Raw genomic sequence first — 17,185 nt, 5'->3', positions numbered from 1 at the left:
CGCGCGGTTAGTCTCGTCAGGTGACCGACAACAACAGGCTCGAAGCCGGCGACACTGCTCCTGCGTTCACCCTGCCCGATGCAGAAGGTAACGATGTCTCGCTCGCCGACTACAAGGGCAAGAAAGTCATCGTCTACTTCTACCCCGCAGCCAGCACACCGGGCTGCACCAAACAGGCCTGCGACTTCCGCGACAGCCTCGCCGAGCTCAACGGCGAAGGCCTCGAGGTCATCGGCATCTCCCCCGACAAGCCCGCGAAGCTCGCTAAGTTCCGCGACGCCGAGGGCTTGAACTTCCCGCTGCTGTCCGACGTCGACAAGACGACGCTGAAAGCGTGGGGCGCGTTCGGCGAGAAGAAGAACTACGGCAAGGTCTACGAAGGCGTCATCCGTTCGACCTTCCTCGTCGACGAAGACGGAAAGATCGAGGTCGCGCAGTACAACGTTCGCGCGACCGGCCACGTGGCAAAGCTCCGCCGCGATCTATCCGTCTGACGACCCCAGCTTCTGCAAGAACAAGGCTTCGGCCACCGCGAGGTTCTCGATCTCGCGGGGGTCGACGCTTTCGTTCGGGGCATGGATCCGGCACAGCGGCTCCTCCACCCCCATCAGGATTATCTCGGCCTTCGGGAACGTCTGCGCAAGAACGTTGCACAGCGGAATCGAGCCGCCCTGCCCAGCCGAGACCACCGGTTCACCGAATGCGTCGGCCAGCGACTCACTCAGGGCCGCGTAACCGGGCCCGTCGGTACGCGCTCGGAATGGCGAACCCACCGCTTCCGGTTCGACAGTCAAGCGAGCGTTCCACGGCGCGTGCGCCTCCAGGTGCGCCGTGAGCGCGTCCTGCGCCTGCTGGGCATCGATTCCCGGCGGAACCCGCAGGTTCAGGCGGGCTGATGCCGTCGGCGAAATCGCTGCGGCAGAACCGACGACCGGCGGGCAGTCGATCCCCAGCACCGTCAACGCCGGCCGCGCCCACACCGCGTCGGCCACCGAGGACGAACCCGCGAGCTCGACGCCGTCGAGGACTCCCGCATCGGCTCGGAACCGCTCCGGCGCGTAGTCGATTCCCTCCCAGGCCTGGTCGGACGTCAGGCCGTCGACGACGGTGTCGCCGTGCTCGTCTCGCAACGTAGACAGCAGCTGTATCAACGCGGCCAACGCGTCCGGGGCCGGTCCCCCGTACATCCCCGAATGAACCTCGCCCTCGAGCGTGTCGATCCGGACGACGACGTTGGCGATGCCGCGCAGTGTCGTCGTCACCGTCGGTTGACCGACCGCCGCGTTTCCGGTGTCGGCGACAACGATGATGTCCGACGCGAACAGCTCAGGCCGCTTCTCGACGAGGTCCTCCAGACCGCCGGTCCCCATTTCCTCGGAACCTTCGGAGACGACGGTGATTCCGACTCCGACGTCGTCGCCGAGCGCACGCAACGCGAGCAGATGCATGATCACGTTGCCCTTGCAGTCGGCGGCACCTCGGCCGTACCAGCGCCCGTCGCGTTCGGCGAGTTCGAACGGCTCACTCCCCCAGAGTGTGCGATCCCCAGGCGGCTGAACGTCGTAGTGGGAGTACAGCAACACGGTAGGCGCACCTGCCCGTGCGGCCCTATGCCCGACGACTGCCAGCGAACCGTCCACCGTCTCGATCAACTCGGCTGACTCGATACCAGCGTCGAGGAACGCATCCCGGACCCACTCGGCCGCGCCGACGCATTCCTCTCGAGGAAACTGACGCTCGTCGGCGACGGATCGAAACTTCACCAGGTCCGACAGCTCACGCCACGCGCGTGGCATGTCAGCACTGATCCGGGCTCGAACATCCGACATGAGCACTCCTCGACATCTCGACCGACTCTTCGGCCATTCTGTCACTGAGCGCGTATGGACCGCCGGAGATCAGTTTCCGACAATCTCCTGCTGCAACCACGCAGCCGTGTGTGCCCAGTGCTCGTCCCATGCCTCTTGCTGGAGTTGCTCCTCCGACTTGCCCGGTTCGGATTCGTAGGTCGGTACCGCGAACACCGGAGGTACGACGGTCTGGCGCGGAATCACCGCGGCGGCAGGTGGAATCGCAGCCGCCGGAATCGGCGTGAAGCCCTCTCGGGGACGCGCTACTCCCGTCGTCGGATCGATCGTCCACTCCACAGCAGGTGCCTCGGCGACGACAGGCTGCTGGGTGACGGGATCGATGATCATTGGAGGAGCAGGGGCAACCGGCGGCGCCGGCGGCGTGACCTCGACACTCTGCGTGGCGCCCGCCAGACTGGCGTCGATGCCGGTCGCTTCCGCCTCTGGTTCACTCGCCTCGTTCGACACCGTCGTGCCTTGTGGAAGCGTCGACGCCAATGCGACGCCCCCGGACAGCACACCAGCCAGGACTGCGGCAGTCAGGACGAGCTTCTTCCGCGCAATCGTGCGCCGCACGGATATTTCCTCGGGTGCCATCACTATCGACGGAACCGACGGAACCCGAGCCGCGAGCGGCGGTTCGGACGACGCTGCCGCGCCACCCTCCGCGATCGGTGCGGCGAGCATCTCGGGATCGCCCGCGGCAGCCAAACCTGCTCCGCATGCTGCGATCTGGGCGGAGTCGCTCACGCGCACCACGGGGACGCCGAGCCCCAGCGCAAGAATGTCGATCAAATCCCGGCTGCCGGACCGGTCACCGAACAATGCAACCGCGTCCGGCTTTCGGCCTGCCTCGTCGAGGACCTCCCACGCCAACGGCACTGTGCTTCCGATGCGCTCGGGGCTCATCGAATCGAGCGTCGCAGTCTTCGGCGACGACAGGCTGGCGTTCGCCGAGTCGGCCAGGGACAACGCCACGCCCGACGGGCCGATGTAGTAGAGGAGGACGCACTCGGCGAACTCGAAGTCGGGAGACCGCGCCAACCAGCCGAGGATCGCAGTCGAAGCGGACACCAATTGGACGTTGTCGAGCGCGCTCGCCTCGATCGCCGCGACAAGACGATCACGCTCATCGGCCGAGCGATACACGAGACCGACCGCGTCCACGACCATGCTCCGACGCGCTGCGACTGCCGTCATCGCCTCCACCGCAGTGCGTAGCGATGAGGACTCGTCACCCTCCAGCGATGTCACCTGGGTTGCTACGACGGCATCCGCTTCGAGGTCGAAGAGAACAGCGTTCATCGCGCCTGACTCGATCGATAGACCAATGGTCGCCACGTAGCTCTCCTGTGCCTGTTGGGTGAGGGCTCCCGACATGTGCGCGTCCGACACGAATACGGCGAGGCACACCCTGCACGAAAACGTAACTTCTGCCGTTTACCATACCCAACGAATGTTTTCTTGACTAGAAAACAACCTAGTACCTGTCACAACGTCGATACAAGGGATGTTGTTGTTGTCGACAGCAAAAACACCGTCGCGCGGTGTCTCGGGATGTCTGTAACCGCGCGTAGTGGAGTTCGACCGCTCCAGGCCGCTAGCCTGGGTGCGTGGAGTCCTCTGCAAGTGCCCAGTCTGCGAGACGTCTCGATGCCGCTCTCGAATCGACGGCAGAGACTCAGGAGCTGATGCCCCGTCGTCGGCCCACCCAGGAGCGGAGCCAGCGCAAGTTCGACGCGCTCCTCGCCTCGTCGCGCGATCTCCTCAGCGACGTCGGATTCGAATCGTTCACCTGCGAGGAAGTAGCTGCGCGCGCCGAGCTACCGATCGGCACCCTCTACCAGTTCTTTGCGAACAAGTACGTGATCGTCTGCGAGCTCAACCGCCAAGATCTCGTCGGCGTCCAGCAGGAGCTCGCCGAGTTCAACGGTGAGATCCCGTCGCTGGACTGGCTGCGCTTCCTCAACAAGTTCGTCGACCACATGGCCGGCATGTGGATGTCCGACCCCTCGCGCCGCGAAGTATGGCTCGCGATGCAGTCCACCCCGTCGACCCGCGCAACTGGAGTCATCCACGAGCGCGAATTCGCCGACCAGGTAGCCAAGATGCTCGGCCCGCTGACCCCGCGCACTCCCCGCGCCAAGCGCAATCTGATGGCACAGGTCCTCGTGCACATCGTCTACTCGATGCTGAACTTCTCGGTGCAGGACGGCCAGAGCCATGAGGATGCAGTGGCCGAGCTCAAACAGATCATGACGGCGTACCTGCTGGTCGCGGAGAAGCAGTCGCGGCGCTCGGGCGCGTCCGTCGTCGAATAGGCGCTCGGCCACCTGCCAAAGATGTCAGCCGCCCGATTCGAGGTACTCGTCGACCACCTGCTGCAGCTTCTCCAGCGCAGCGCCATAGGCATTGAAGTCGCCACTCTGTTGGGCGACGCGCAGATCCAACAGGGCCTGTCTGAGTTCGGTCGCCGCACCGAAACCGGATGATTCGGTGCCGGACTCGACAACAGGGCTGCCCTCCGCTTCCGGCACCACTGGGCCTGAGCCAGGGCTTTCCGACGGCACTTCACGACCAGGTTGCGTTGCCACAGCTCCGGTGGCCGGATCGAAGACCTGCGCGAGAGCCTCGGCCAACGTGGGGCCGTAGCCGACTCGGACGCCTCCCGACGACGGATCTCGGTAGCTGACCAGCACCCGCGACAACTGGGGAAAGGTCGAGGTGTCCTGGAGGGATGAGATCCGTTCGGTGTAGAGCGGTTCCACGTACAACACGCCGCCGTTCCCTATCGGCAATGTGAGTAGATTTCCGTACTGAATTCTGTTGGATCGCTCCAGCAATGTCCTCTCGGATGCGACCCGGGTATCGGAAATCATCGAGTTCTGGATCTGTTGTGGCCCCTGGGTCAACGTATCGGTCGGGAAGCGGAGCACTTCTATCCTCCCGTAATCGTCAGGATCGGACCGAACGGAAATGTAGGCGGACAGAAACTCTCGGTTGTACCCGACCATCGCGCTGGCCAGGCGGAAAGAGGGGCGTGCCGAACTCTTGTCCCCGACCAATACGTAGAACGGATCTTGCCTGACGTCCTCATCGACAGTCGGATCGCTCGGTACCGACCAGAACGCATTGGTGGTGAAGAATTCCCTTGGGTCATCCACATGGTATTTGGCGAGCAACTCTCTCTGCGCCTTGAACAAGTCCGTCGGATACCGAAAGTGCGCTCGCAACTCCGTTGAAATCGACTCTTTCCCCTCGACACTGCCGGGAAATACGTTCATCCACGTCCTCAACACAGGATCCGTGTTGTCGAATTGATACAACGTCACAGTTCCGTCGTAAGCGTCCACCGTCGCCTTCACGGAATTTCGCGCGTACGCGATGTCGTTCCTGAGCGCCGCTGGCGTACCGGGAGCTGGTGAGTCGAGAGTGGCCTTCGCCGCATACGGATAGTGTGTCAGCGTTGTGTACCCGTCCACGATCCACAGGATTCGTCCGCCGACAACCGCAGGATAGGGGTTGGAGTCGGTTGTCAGCCAAGGGGCGGCGAGTTCGACGCGTTCGCGTGGGGATCGGTTGTAGAGAATTTTCGATTCCGGCCCCACTGCACGGGAAAAGAGAATATTGCGCTCGGTGTACTTCGCGGCAAATGCCAAGCGAGTGAACATATTACCGATCGGCACTCCTCCGGATCCGGTGTACGTGTACTTCGTGAAGTCCGTGTCGTATTCCCGTGGTTCCGAATCATCGTTCTGGCCTACGATTGCGTAATCAGGATTGGAACCACCGATCACCTCGCCATAGTAGGTTCGCGGCTGGGCCACAGGTATGAGTTGGTCCCGCCCCGAGGAGGCCAAGTCACTGACCGAATAGATCGGATAGCCACTGTCCGCGCTGGTCGAGTCCAGAGCAGAATCGCGAACCGGGGCATTCACCCTATTGGCAGGCGCTGCGACGAAACCGTTTCCGTGCGTGTAGACGGTGTGTCGGTTGATCCAGTCGGTTTGGTTTCCGGTCAGACTATCCGGCGAGAGTTCGCGGGCACCCACGATATAGTCGCGAAGCTCGCCGTCCACGACGTACCGGTCGACGTCCAACTCCGGCGCGAACCCGTAGAAGTTCTTGAGCTGTTGTTGCTGGGAGAATGTGCGGGCCAGCACATTCGGATCCAGCAACCTGATGTTCTCGATCGTTGTGACATCAGCGGGAACCTCCTGCGGTGGCTGAGTTCCTATTCCGGGGTAATCCGTGTAGTCGACACGCTCCGAACCGATCCCGAACGCTTCACGCGTCGCGGAGATATTGCGCTCGATATACGGCCGCTCGACATCAGCGGCGTTCGGACGCACCGAAAACTGTTCCATCAATGCAGGCCAGATTCCACCGACCAGGATGGAGGAGAGAACCAGTAGTGCAGTCGCCAAGGCAGGTATGCGGAGGTCTCGGAGAAAAATCGAGGCTATGAATGCACCGACGCAGATCACGCCGATGGCAAGCAATATCAATTTGGCGGGAAGAACCGCGTGAATGTCGGTGTAGCCAGCCCCATTGAAGGTCGGCTCCTTCCGAGTGCTCGACACCAAGGTGTATCGATCCAGCCAGTAGGCAAATACTTTCAGAAGGACGAGAATGCCCGCCAGTATCATCAATTGTCGACGTGCAGAACCCGTTATCGTGCGACTTTTTCCGGAGAATCGAATGCCTCCGAATAGGTAATGCGTCGTGAAGTTCGACAGAGCAGCCAGCACGACGGCCACGAACGCCCAGTTCAGTAGGAAGCGATAGAAGGGCAGCTGGAAAGCGTAGAAGCCCACATCGTGCCCGAACTGCGGGTCGGCAATCCCGAATGATTCTCCATGCAGGAACAACTGCACCGTGACCCAATTGGTTTGACCGATCAAACCGCACAACACCGCAAAGGTTACCGGTAGACCGATCCCGATCAGGATTTTTCGCTGGATGATCGCCGTTCGATACGGTTCCAACGGGTCGGGTGTCCGAGCGGACGGAACGATCACCGGCCGTGCCCGGAAAGCGACCGTCATCGCCAGGACAAGCGCGCCTCCGATCAGCAGGGCAACCGCTGCGAAGAGCGCGAACCGGGTAAGAAGCACAGTTGCCCACACGTTCTCGAAACCAGTCTCGACGAACCACAGCCAACTAGTGTAGGTATTGATCAAGACCGGGCCGAAGACGAGCAGACCGAACATCAGCGACACCCCGATAACCAAACGCCGCATGGCCAGGGATAGGCGCAGGTCGGGGGTCCTCCCCCGCGAAGGAGGCTGCGCTGCTGCAGGCGTGGCAACCATGATGGTGACCTGCCCTTCCTCTCGCGTCGACGGTCGGGCCTACTGACATAACCCGGACTAATCGAACATGCCTCGACACAACCACGAAGCCGCTCGTTCTGCAGCCGATTCGGTCACTCAAAGTGACCGAATGTCCGTTTCAGTCACTCAGAGTGACCCAATGAGCCGTTCGCTGCGCCGGAGGTGACCGAATGAGACATTCGGTCACTAAACCCCACCCCCCGCCCACACACCACAGACGCCGGCCCACCCGAAGGTGGACCGGCGTCTGTGCGTACTACTTAACTCATTCCTCCAGGATTGCCACCGCTGCGGCGACGTCGCCGTCGTGGGTGAGCGAGAGGTGGATCTTCACCGTCGGCAGGAATTCGAGAGCCATTCCGTGCAGCTTGATCGACGGCCGACCCCACGCGTCGTTGACGACCTCGATGAGCGGGTACGGGTTGTCACCGATCTGCGGCGGCCTCGCGAATCGCGATGTCGCCCAGGCCTTCAGCACTGCTTCCTTCGCTGCCCACCGTGCTGCGTAGTGGCGGGCCGGCTCGGAACTCTTCGTCGCTGCATGCCGACGCTCGCCCGCGGTGAAGCTGTCGCGGATCATCGTCGTGCCGGCCCTCTCCATCTGCTCGGCGAAGTCGGACACGGTCACAAGGTCGAAACCTACTCCCAAGATAGCCATATCTACTTGCACCCCGGCAGACCCGAACGGTAGACATCGTCGTCGCCGAGGCGTGCTGCCTCGGTGAGCAGGACATCTGCTTCGAGCTCACGAGTCGCCTTCGCAGGCGTCGCGTCGTGTCCGAGCCTTCGGTCGTCGGGTCGCTCGTACAGGGCGTCACCTCCCACCATCGCGGAGATCAGCCTGCGCTGACCGGCGATGCGACGCTCGTTCGCACGGGCGACGTAGTCCACGCGACGTTCCGCCGGAACTGCTTCGATGAACGCTTGCGGGTGCACGAGGGCGATGAGGCCGGAGACGTGCCCAAAGCCGAGCGAGGTGAGCAGACCCGCCTTGAGAGGTACCGAGTCACCGAAGCGCAGCGGCTCGCGAGCCCACACCAGGTGTCCGAACTCCGTCATCTTGTCGTCGACACAGTCGAGACTGCGGTTCGGCGGGATGACACCGTTTGCCAGCACCTGGCACAGACCGATCAGCTGCCACGCAGCCGCACCGCCCTTCGAGTGTCCGGTGAGGCTCTTCTGCGAGACGACGAACAAAGGAGCTCCGTCGGTGCGGCCGATGGCATTCGCGAGGCGAGTGTGCAGTTCCGCCTCGTTCGGGTCGTTGGCTGCAGTCGAGGTGTCGTGCTTGGAGATCACTGCCACGTCGTCGGCACTGACGCCGAGCGCGTTGAGAGACAACGCAAGCGCCGAGTCCCTGCCGCCGCGGCCGGCGCTGAGCGCACCGAGCCCGGGAGCCGGGATGGAGGTGTGCACACCGTCGCCGAACGACTGTGCGTACGCAACCACACCGAGGACCGGTAGGCCCATTTCCAACGCGAGGTCACCGCGAGCCAGCAGAATCGTTCCGCCGCCGTGTGACTCGACGAATCCGCCGCGCCTGCGGTCGTTGGCTCGCGAGAACCGTCGATCGCTGATGCCCTTGGCAGTCATTGCCGCCGAGTCCGCCGTGGCGGACATGTCGCCGAAGCCGATGATGCCTTCGGTGCTCAGATCGTCGAAGCCACCGGCCACGACCAGCTGCGCCTTGCCCAGCTTGATCTTGTCGACGCCTTCTTCGACGGAGACGGCCGCGGTGGCGCAGGCGGCGACGGGGTGAACCATCGCGCCGTAGCTACCGATGTACGACTGAACCACGTGCGCAGCAACGACGTTCGGCAGAGCTTCCTGCAGGATGTCGTTCGCACGAGCGTCGCCGAGCAGGGTGTCGATGTACAGCGAGCGCATCGACTCCATGCCGCCCATGCCGGTGCCCTGTGTGTTGGCGACCAGCGTCGGGTGCACCCAGCGCATCAGTTCCGAGGGGTTGAAGCCCGAGGAGATGAATGCGTCGACCGTGGTGACGATGTTCCACAGTGCGACACGGTCCACCGAGCTCGCCATATCGGGCGAGATACCCCACTTGGTCGGGTCGAAGCCGGTCGGAATCTGTCCACCCACGGTGCGGGTGAGCTTCATCTTGCGCGGGACCCGAATCTCGGTGCCAGCCTTACGGGTGACCTGCCAGTCGCTCGAGTCCGGAACCGGTGTGATCAACGTGTGCTCGGGATCCGCCGCAGCGAACGAGCGAGCGTCGATCTCGGTTCCGACGACGAACGTCAGATCGTTGTCGAGGAAGATCGAGGTCATCAGCGGCGCTGTGTTGCCGACCATGGCGCCATCGTCACCGTAGGTGCGGATACCGCACTTCTCGACCACGATGTCGTGGTACTTGTCGGCGATCTCCTCCTCCGGCACGAAGTCACCGGACTCGATGTCATACCAACCCGGCTTGGGATCGTTCTCCCAGGCGATCAGGCCGGTGTTCCACGCGAGTTCGAGAACTCCCGCGGCAGAGAGCTCCTCGTCGACCTCCATCTCGAAGCGGGTACGAGCGCTGCCGTACGGTCCGAGCTCACCCGCTCCGACGATGACGACCAGGTCCTGCGGGTCCACATCGAGCGTGGGCCATGCCGGAGCTGTAGTCGCGGTCAGACGCGGCGGTGCAGGCAGCGCAGCGATGATCGAATCGTCGACGGCTTGCTCGGTCTTGTCCGCAGCGGCAGCTGCGGCTTCGCGAGCAAGTTCGACGAGGTTGAGCTTGGTGTCGGCCAAACCGCCCGTCAGGTCCGCGAGCAGCGGAGCCTCGGCTGCCTGGCGTCGAGCCGACGCGTCGCACAGCTTCAGCAGCTCGGTGGCCATCTCGTCTGTGGACCAGGTGCGCACACCCTCGGCTTCGACGGCTTCGACGATCGGATCGTTTCCGCCCATCAGGCCGGTTCCACGAACCCAGCCGATGTGAGCGTGCGCGAGCGACACCCGCTCGGCCCAGCTCTTCTCCGAGCCCCACTTGGCTGCGATCGCATCGAGAGCAGCCTTGGACTCGCCGTAGGCACCGTCGCCACCGAACATTCCGCGGTTCGGCGAACCGGGAAGCACGACGTGCAGGTGCGTGTCGATGTCGTTGTCGTAGCCGATCTTCGACAGACCGCCGATCAGACGCTCGACGGACCAGAGCAGCACACGCATTTCCATCTCGGCGCGGCCACCGGCGTCGGACAGCTCACCGACGACGCGAGGAGCGGCGAACGGGAACAGCATCGTCGGGGTGATTCCTGCCTTGACGAGAGTCTTGGCACCGCCGGCGTTGTCGACCTGATCGGAGCCGATCCACTCGATGAGCGCATCGACGTCGCTGTAGGACGCGATGTTGGCAGGCACGACCCACAGCGATGCACCAGCGCGAGCGTTGGCGCGGTACAGGCTGCGGTAGAACTTCAGACGCTCGTCGTCGAGACGCGAGGTGGTGACGAAGACCGTCGCTCCCCCGCCCAGCAGCTTGCCTGCGACCGACGCTGCGATCGAACCCTTGCTGCCGCCGGTGATGACTGCGACCTCGTCGGACCATTCGCCCTTCGAGTCGGAGACGAGCGCGATGTCGGCGATGCGGCCGTATGTCTCGGCAAGAACGGCCTTGTTCTCGTAGTCGGCCTTGGCCTTCCACCACTGCGCCTGGGCAGCAACAGCTTTGCCTGCACCTGCGAAGGACTCGACGGTCAGATCACCGGCGGTACCGAGCCACAGCCGGGCAAGGTCCTCGCGGGCGGTGGCCCAACGGTCGTCGATGAGCACGGCCTTGCGGGCATCGAATGCCGGGGCGACGAGCCTCGGCCAATCCGAACCGAGCTCCGCCGCAACGAGATCGACGAGCGCAGCATCCGGGTTGCTGTCGGCAAGTGCGTTCGGCGCCTCGGCGAGACCCAGCTGTTCGAGAACCAGGCGTGCAGCCGAAGCAAGCACTCCGTCGCGGCCGGTGATGTGTTCGGTGAACTCACCCAGCGCGGCAGCGTCGACGGTTCCACCGCCACCGCCACCGGTCTGCGGCAACGAGACTGCAACACCGCGTCGGGCAGCGACTGCGGCGACCGCCGAGTCGATGACGGTATCGACCGCACCGCCGTCGGCCAGCGCACCGTCGGCAAGTCCGCCGAGGGCCCCGCCGCGCACCGATACGCCGTCACGAGTGCCGAGGGCGACCTCGGCCGTGACGTGGTTGGCCCAGCCGTCGCCCAGCTCCCAGACCTTCTTCACGCGGTCCGCGATGGAGGCCGGTCGCCGTCCCGACGGTCCGAACACCTTGCGCAGGTGATCGTTGATCGAGTCGCTCAGCACCGGGCCGAACGGCTTGTAGGTACGAGCCAACTTGTTGACGGTGCCGGAGAGCGCACCCATGTCGGCGTCGGCGGCACCGTCGATGGCGCCGAGCGAGAGCTCGGAACCGAGGTCGACGAGCAGCTGGTTACGACGCGAGGAGACGCCGTCGCACAGTGCCTCGATGGTGTCGGCGGGCCCGATCTGATCGAGCTGCAGCTTGGTCCACAAGCCGATGAGGATCTTGGTCGCATCCGACGCGCTGAACGCGATGTCGTCGGGACGGGGCCCGCCCGACGGTGCCGCAGCGGGTGCAGGCGCCGCGGCCGGAGCAGCAGCCGCTGCGGGTGCAGAGGCCGTCTCGGCCGGAGCTGACTCTTCCTCGTCCACCGGAGCTGGATCGGTGTCGGTGCCGTAGACGATCGCGGCTTCGCGCTCGACGTTGAGCACCTCGACCGGCAGGCCGAATCGGCCCGGCAACTTCAGCGTCTGCGACGCGAGGTTGGCGACGGTCGGGGTTGCGCTGAGGCCGATTTCGACGAAACGCTCGACTCCGAGTCCGCCTTCGGACTCGTCGGCGAACAGCAGGTCCTGGGTCTCGATCCAGCGAACCGGGCTGGCGAACTGCCACGCCAGCAGTTCGGTCAGGACAACTCGGCACAGATCATGCGGCCGTGCGGCCCACGAGTCGAAATCGGACAGGACGTTGTTCAGCGGTTCCGACGGAACCAGATCCGCGATTTGCTGGATGAACGAGCGCTCCAGCGAGAACGGCCGCGGAACTAGGTTCGGCACGTAGCGGCCGAGCAGAATCTCGGGATCGAGATCTGCCGGCAGCAGGGATTCGAGGCGGGTACGGAAGTCGTCGACTCCGCCGCGTAGCACCGTCGAGTGGAACGGCACGTCGATGCCGGGAACCATGATGTACGCGGCCTTGCCACCGAACTCGGCGCGGCGGATCGCGATCTTCTTCTCCAGCTCCCCGAGCCCGTCGACCGTTCCCGCGATGGCGTACTGCGAGCCACGGAGGTTCAGGTTGACGATTTCGAGGAATTCGCCGGACTCTTCGGCGACACCGGCGACGAATGCCTGCACGTCCTCGTCGGCGAGACCGATCTGCGACGGCCGGATGGCGGCCATCCGGTAGTTGCTCCGTCCGGCAGCGTCACGCGGAACGAGTGCGTGCATTGCCGAACCACGCTGGAAGACGACCTCGAGGACAGCTTCGAGCGGAAGGACGCCGGCAACGGCAGCGAGCGCGTTGTATTCGCCGACGGAATGGCCGGCGAGAATCGAATTCTCGACGAACACACCGGATTCGCGCATTTCGGCGACCTGCGCGACACCGAGGACGGCCATGGCGACCTGGGTGAACTGCGTCAGGTGCAGAACACCGTCCGGGTGCTTGTGCGAGGTGCCGCGCGCCTTGAGCGTTGTTGGGTTGTCGCGTACGACAGCAAGAATGGAGAACCCGAGTGCCTTGCGGGTGTGCTTGTCGGCACGCTCCCAGACCTCACGGGCAGCCTTCGAGCGAGCCCGAGCGTCGAGGCCCATGCCCTGACGCTGGATGCCCTGGCCGGGGAATGCGTAGACCGTCTTCGGCGCCGCAGTACGAGCGGTGGCAACCATGACGAGTTCGCCTTCGACGCGGCACGAGACCTCGACGAGTTCGGCGCCCTGGTCGAATCCGGTGCGGTCGACGCGCACGTCGATCTCGGCTCCGGGGCGGACCATTCCGAGGAACCGTGCCGTCCACGCAGTCAAGCGACGCGGCGGGGTCTTGGTGTCCTCATGATCGACCGCGGTGACGGCCTGCTGAGCGGCTGCCGAGAGCCACATGCCATGCACGATCGGACTGCCGAGACCGGCGAGCAGTGCTGCCGGGTCGGATGTGTGGATCGGGTTGTGATCGCCCGAGACCTGGGCGAATGCTGCCATGTTGCGCGGGGCGACGATGGTTGCCTGACGACGGCGACGACGCGGGGTGTCCTTGGCGTCGGCCGAGACCGAGCCACCGGCGCGGGCCGGATCGACGAGCTCACCCTTGCCGGTGCGTCCACGAATCGCGAAGCGTTCCACCAGGGTTGCGACGGCGGGGGCGTCGAGGCCTTCACCGAGCATCGCTCCGATTTCTACGGACACCTCGACGACCCGACCGAGATCGGTGTCGAGCACCTCGCCTGCCTCGGCCTTGACGACCAGGATCGACGCGTCGGTCGGCAGTGTGCCGACCAAGTTGACGCTGTGGTCGAGGTGGACCAGGTCGAGCATGCCCTCGATGACGTCGATGCCTGTGCTCGTACGAGTGGCTCCGAGAACCGCGAAGACGGCCGGCCAGCAGGCTCCGACGAGCACGTCGGGCACTGCGCTACCGCTGACGGTCAACGACTCGGGCAAACCTGATCCGGTGACTCCTGCGTGATCGGCCACCAGATCGGGAATCCACGCGAGATTGATCCGCGCCACACCGTTCTTGACCTTCGGAAGATCCTGCCCTGCAGCAACTCCGAGTAGTGACGACATGGACTTCTGCGCATCGTCGGCGGTGACGACAGGTGCGCCGCCGTCGATCGTGGACGCCGGGACGGTGAGTCGGATGCGCACCTCTTTGCCGGGCGCAAGCGGAACCGTCAGTTCGACGTGATCCGAATCCTGAACCGTCAGGGTGGATCCCGTCTGGGGATGCGAGGCGACGGTGTCGGAATCGACGACCCACTCGGCGGGATCGCCGAGGCGTGCAACCGGGTTCTGAGTCATCCGTGATGCCCAGTTGACATCCGGCGCTGCCAGGACGATGCCGAGCAGTCCGGGTGCGATCTCCGCGTGACGACGGCTGGCGATCGATGTCGCCTGCGCGCCCTCGGCTACCAGCTCGTCGGCTGCTGCCTTCTCGAAGCGATTCAGCAGGTCGCCGACGGGCTCGTCGACCTCGGTGATGCCAGCGACAGCGACTGTGCCGGGAATGATGCAGACCTGATCCGCCGAGTAGCGCGAATCGTGTGCCTGCCACAGCGAGTCACTGCGCCACCAGCGCCGGACGTCGCCGTCGACGACGGGCACGAAGTTGACGGGCTTACCCGGCAGGCGGCAAAGCGAGGTGAAGAACGTGATGTCGGCAGGGTGGAGAACCACATCGCCGGCGTCGGGGAACTGAGCGAGAAGTGAACGCAGCGCAGCGCGAGGGCGTTCGAGGGTCTCGACGTCCGAGAACAGCGTCGGGATCGGTCCGCGGTCGACCGGATGCAGACGAGCCTCCGCACGCTGCAGCATTTCGAGGAAGCGGGTGCGCCATGTGACGTCGAGCCAGACCGATTCGCGCGCCTCGGAGACTGCGTCGGTGAACTCGCCGCCACAATCGAATTCGCTGCGGGAGTCCGTTCCGATGGCCAGATCGAGGTAGCGGGTGAGCCACTGCTGGTAGGTCATGTCGGCGACGTCGCCGAAGAACGGCTTGGCCGTGCCGTCGAGTGCTGCGATGATCTCGTCGCGGCGCTCGGCCACGGCGTCGGAATCGCCGGCGACCTCGTCGAGCAGGCGCCCACAACGTGATGCAGCGTTGTCGATCTCGTGAATGTCGGCGCCCAGCTGACTACGGCCGGAGGCCATTCCGCCTACTGCGGTACCTGCGCCGACCCAGTCGGGCGTTCCCGGGGTGTCGACGAGGAGTTGCTTGACCTCGGGGGCCGTCGTGGCTTCGAGAGTAGCCATCGCTGCGGTTCCGACGAGGATGCCGTCGAGCGGCATCTTGGGGTAGCCGGCACTCAACGACCAACGGCCGGTGAGGTATTCGGCTGCACGCTCGGGAGTACCGATGCCGCCGCCGACACAGATGACGAGGTTCGGGCGCGCCCGCAGCTCGGCGTAGGTGGTGAGCAGCAGGTCGTCGAGGTCTTCCCACGAGTGGTGTCCGCCTGCGCGCCCACCTTCGATGTGGACGATGACCGGGTACGACGGAACCTCGTTGGCGATGCGGATGACTGCGCGGATCTGCGCGACCGTTCCCGGCTTGAAGCAGACGTGCGAGATGCCTGCCTCGGACAGCTCCTCGATCAGCGCGACCGCTTCTTCGAGTTCCGGGATGCCCGCGGTGACGATGACGCCGTCGAAGGCAGCGCCGGCAGCACGTGCACGCTGGACGAGGCGCCGTCCGCCGAGCTGCAGCTTCCACAGGTACGGATCGAGAAAGAGTGAGTTGAACTGCACGGCGCGGCCGGGCTCGAGCAGCTGGGTGAGCTCGGCGACACGGTCGGTGAAGATCTCTTCGGTGACCTGTCCACCACCGGCAAGCTCGGCCCAGTGGCCGGCATTGGCGGCGGCAGCGACGATTTTGGCGTCGACCGTCGTCGGCGTCATGCCTGCCAGCAGGATCGGCGAACGTCCGGTGAGCTTGGTGAACGAGGTCTCGACGACGACGCGGCCGTCGGGCAAGGTGACCGGCTTCGGCGCGAATTCGGCCCAGGACGGCTGCACCTCGGGTGCTGCGCCCGGGGTCAGCAGGTTGCGGTGACCGCCACGCGTCGAGGCCGCGATGATTCCGACGCCCTGGCCACGCAGGGCCGGGGTGGTCATGCGGGTGAGGAGATCCCCTGGACCGAGGTCGAGAATCCAGTCGGCTCCGGCGGCAACGACACCGTCGATCTCTGCAACCCAGTCGACGGGGTCGACGAGAATGCGCTGCGAGAGGCTGCGCGCGACATCTACGTCGAGTCCACAGCGAGCGGCCCAGGCCGAGACGAGTTCGACTGCGTCGTTCAGTGCGGGATGGTGAAAGCCGATCTCGACGGGGAGGATTTCGAAGACAGGGGCGAACACTGCGCCGCCACGCTTCTTCGAATCACGCTCACGCTCTTCGGACGCGGCGATCTGCTCGGCGCGTTCCTGGACGCGGGCGATCTGTGCCGGCGGCCCCGCGAGTACGACGCGGCGACGGCCGTTGCGGATGGCGAGCACAGCGGAACGCTCCGGCGCGCCGTCGATGGCAAGTTCGTCGACGATGGCCTGGAGTCGCTCGGGTTCGACGTTCGAGACCGAGACCATGGGCGCGCGGTCGGCCGTGCCGAGGATCCCGCGACGACGTCCGATGAGTCCGGCCGCTGCACCGATCAGCTGCGCGACGGCCAGGAGGCGTGCGTCTTCGCCGCCGTGGCTCTTGACCGACTCGGCTGCGATGAGTCCCTGTGAGTGGCCGATGACGGTGACCGGGGGGACCTCGGCGGGATCGAGTCCCTGCAGCTTCAATGCGCGCAGGGCGGCGACCTGGGTGAGGAAGACGCCAGGCAAAGACACTGCTGCGGACGTGAGTGCTGCCTCGGACGGTCCGAAGGAGCCGGTGCCGTCGAGGTCGTCGGCGAGGTCCTGCTCGAGCATCCAACCGATGGGATCGAAGCCGACCGAACGGACGACGAGCAGGTCGGAGGCGACTGGAGCCAGGATGGCTGCCGACTCGTTGACGAGGTCGGTCAGTTCGGGCTCGAGGGCGGAGTCACGTGCGAGCTCCTCGAGGGAGCTCAGCCATGGCGATCCCTGTCCGCCGAATGCAAGCGCGTAGGGCTCACCGGCAGCGAACCGGTCTGTGAGGGTACGAGAACCGCCACCGCTCTTGGGGGATCTTCCCGCGCCCTGTCCGTGTGATGGTGTGCTCTCGTTGATCGTCAAGGTGCAAATTTCCTCTCGTGAGCAACTCGGGGGTCCAAGGTTGCTTCGTCGGTG

At 64.7% G+C, this 17,185-nt stretch carries 7 protein-coding genes; 2 read left to right on the top strand and 5 right to left on the bottom strand.

The genetic code is table 11. The features are described 5' to 3' along the window. Window positions 1–20 precede the first annotated feature (20 nt). On the top strand, window positions 21–494 hold the full coding sequence (bcp, locus tag WDS16_RS04425; RefSeq protein ID WP_338890801.1) for a thioredoxin-dependent thiol peroxidase: 474 nt from the start codon (window positions 21–23) through the stop codon (window positions 492–494). Here bcp and WDS16_RS04420 read toward each other — a convergent pair. Both WDS16_RS04420 and WDS16_RS04415 read right to left on the bottom strand, forming a co-directional pair. Further along, complete coding sequence (locus WDS16_RS04420) at window positions 483–1,829, bottom strand: dipeptidase (RefSeq protein ID WP_338890800.1); 1,347 nt, start codon at window positions 1,827–1,829, stop codon at window positions 483–485. The genes bcp and WDS16_RS04420 overlap by 12 nt on opposite strands. Before the next feature lie 69 nt (window positions 1,830–1,898). Then, window positions 1,899–3,191 (bottom strand): hypothetical protein, encoded by a 1,293-nt coding sequence (locus tag WDS16_RS04415; protein ID WP_338890798.1) that lies wholly within the window; start codon window positions 3,189–3,191, stop codon window positions 1,899–1,901. Window positions 3,192–3,541: 350 nt separating this feature from the next. Between WDS16_RS04415 and WDS16_RS04410 the strand changes: the two genes are divergently transcribed. Continuing rightward, window positions 3,542–4,171, top strand: coding sequence for a TetR/AcrR family transcriptional regulator (locus tag WDS16_RS04410; protein ID WP_422395812.1), 630 nt, complete (start codon window positions 3,542–3,544; stop codon window positions 4,169–4,171). A 24-nt stretch (window positions 4,172–4,195) separates the two neighbouring features. On the opposite strand, the gene WDS16_RS04405 is transcribed toward WDS16_RS04410, so the two are convergent. The 3 genes from WDS16_RS04405 to WDS16_RS04395 form a co-directional block, all read right to left on the bottom strand. Next, complete coding sequence (locus tag WDS16_RS04405; protein ID WP_422395755.1) at window positions 4,196–7,165, bottom strand: UPF0182 family protein; 2,970 nt, start codon at window positions 7,163–7,165, stop codon at window positions 4,196–4,198. 286 nt (window positions 7,166–7,451) lie between these two features. Continuing rightward, window positions 7,452–7,844, bottom strand: coding sequence for a holo-ACP synthase (locus WDS16_RS04400; protein WP_338890794.1), 393 nt, complete (start codon window positions 7,842–7,844; stop codon window positions 7,452–7,454). A gap of 2 nt (window positions 7,845–7,846) precedes the next feature. Then, a complete protein-coding gene (locus WDS16_RS04395; RefSeq protein WP_338890792.1) occupies window positions 7,847–17,131 on the bottom strand; it encodes a fatty acid synthase subunit beta domain-containing protein in 9,285 nt (3,094 codons plus the stop codon). Between the last annotated feature and the right edge of the window lie 54 nt (window positions 17,132–17,185).

It is taken from the genome of Rhodococcus sovatensis (assembly GCF_037327425.1).
Taxonomy (GTDB): domain Bacteria; phylum Actinomycetota; class Actinomycetes; order Mycobacteriales; family Mycobacteriaceae; genus Rhodococcoides; species Rhodococcoides sovatense.
This window is presented reverse-complemented; position numbering and strand designations above follow the sequence as displayed.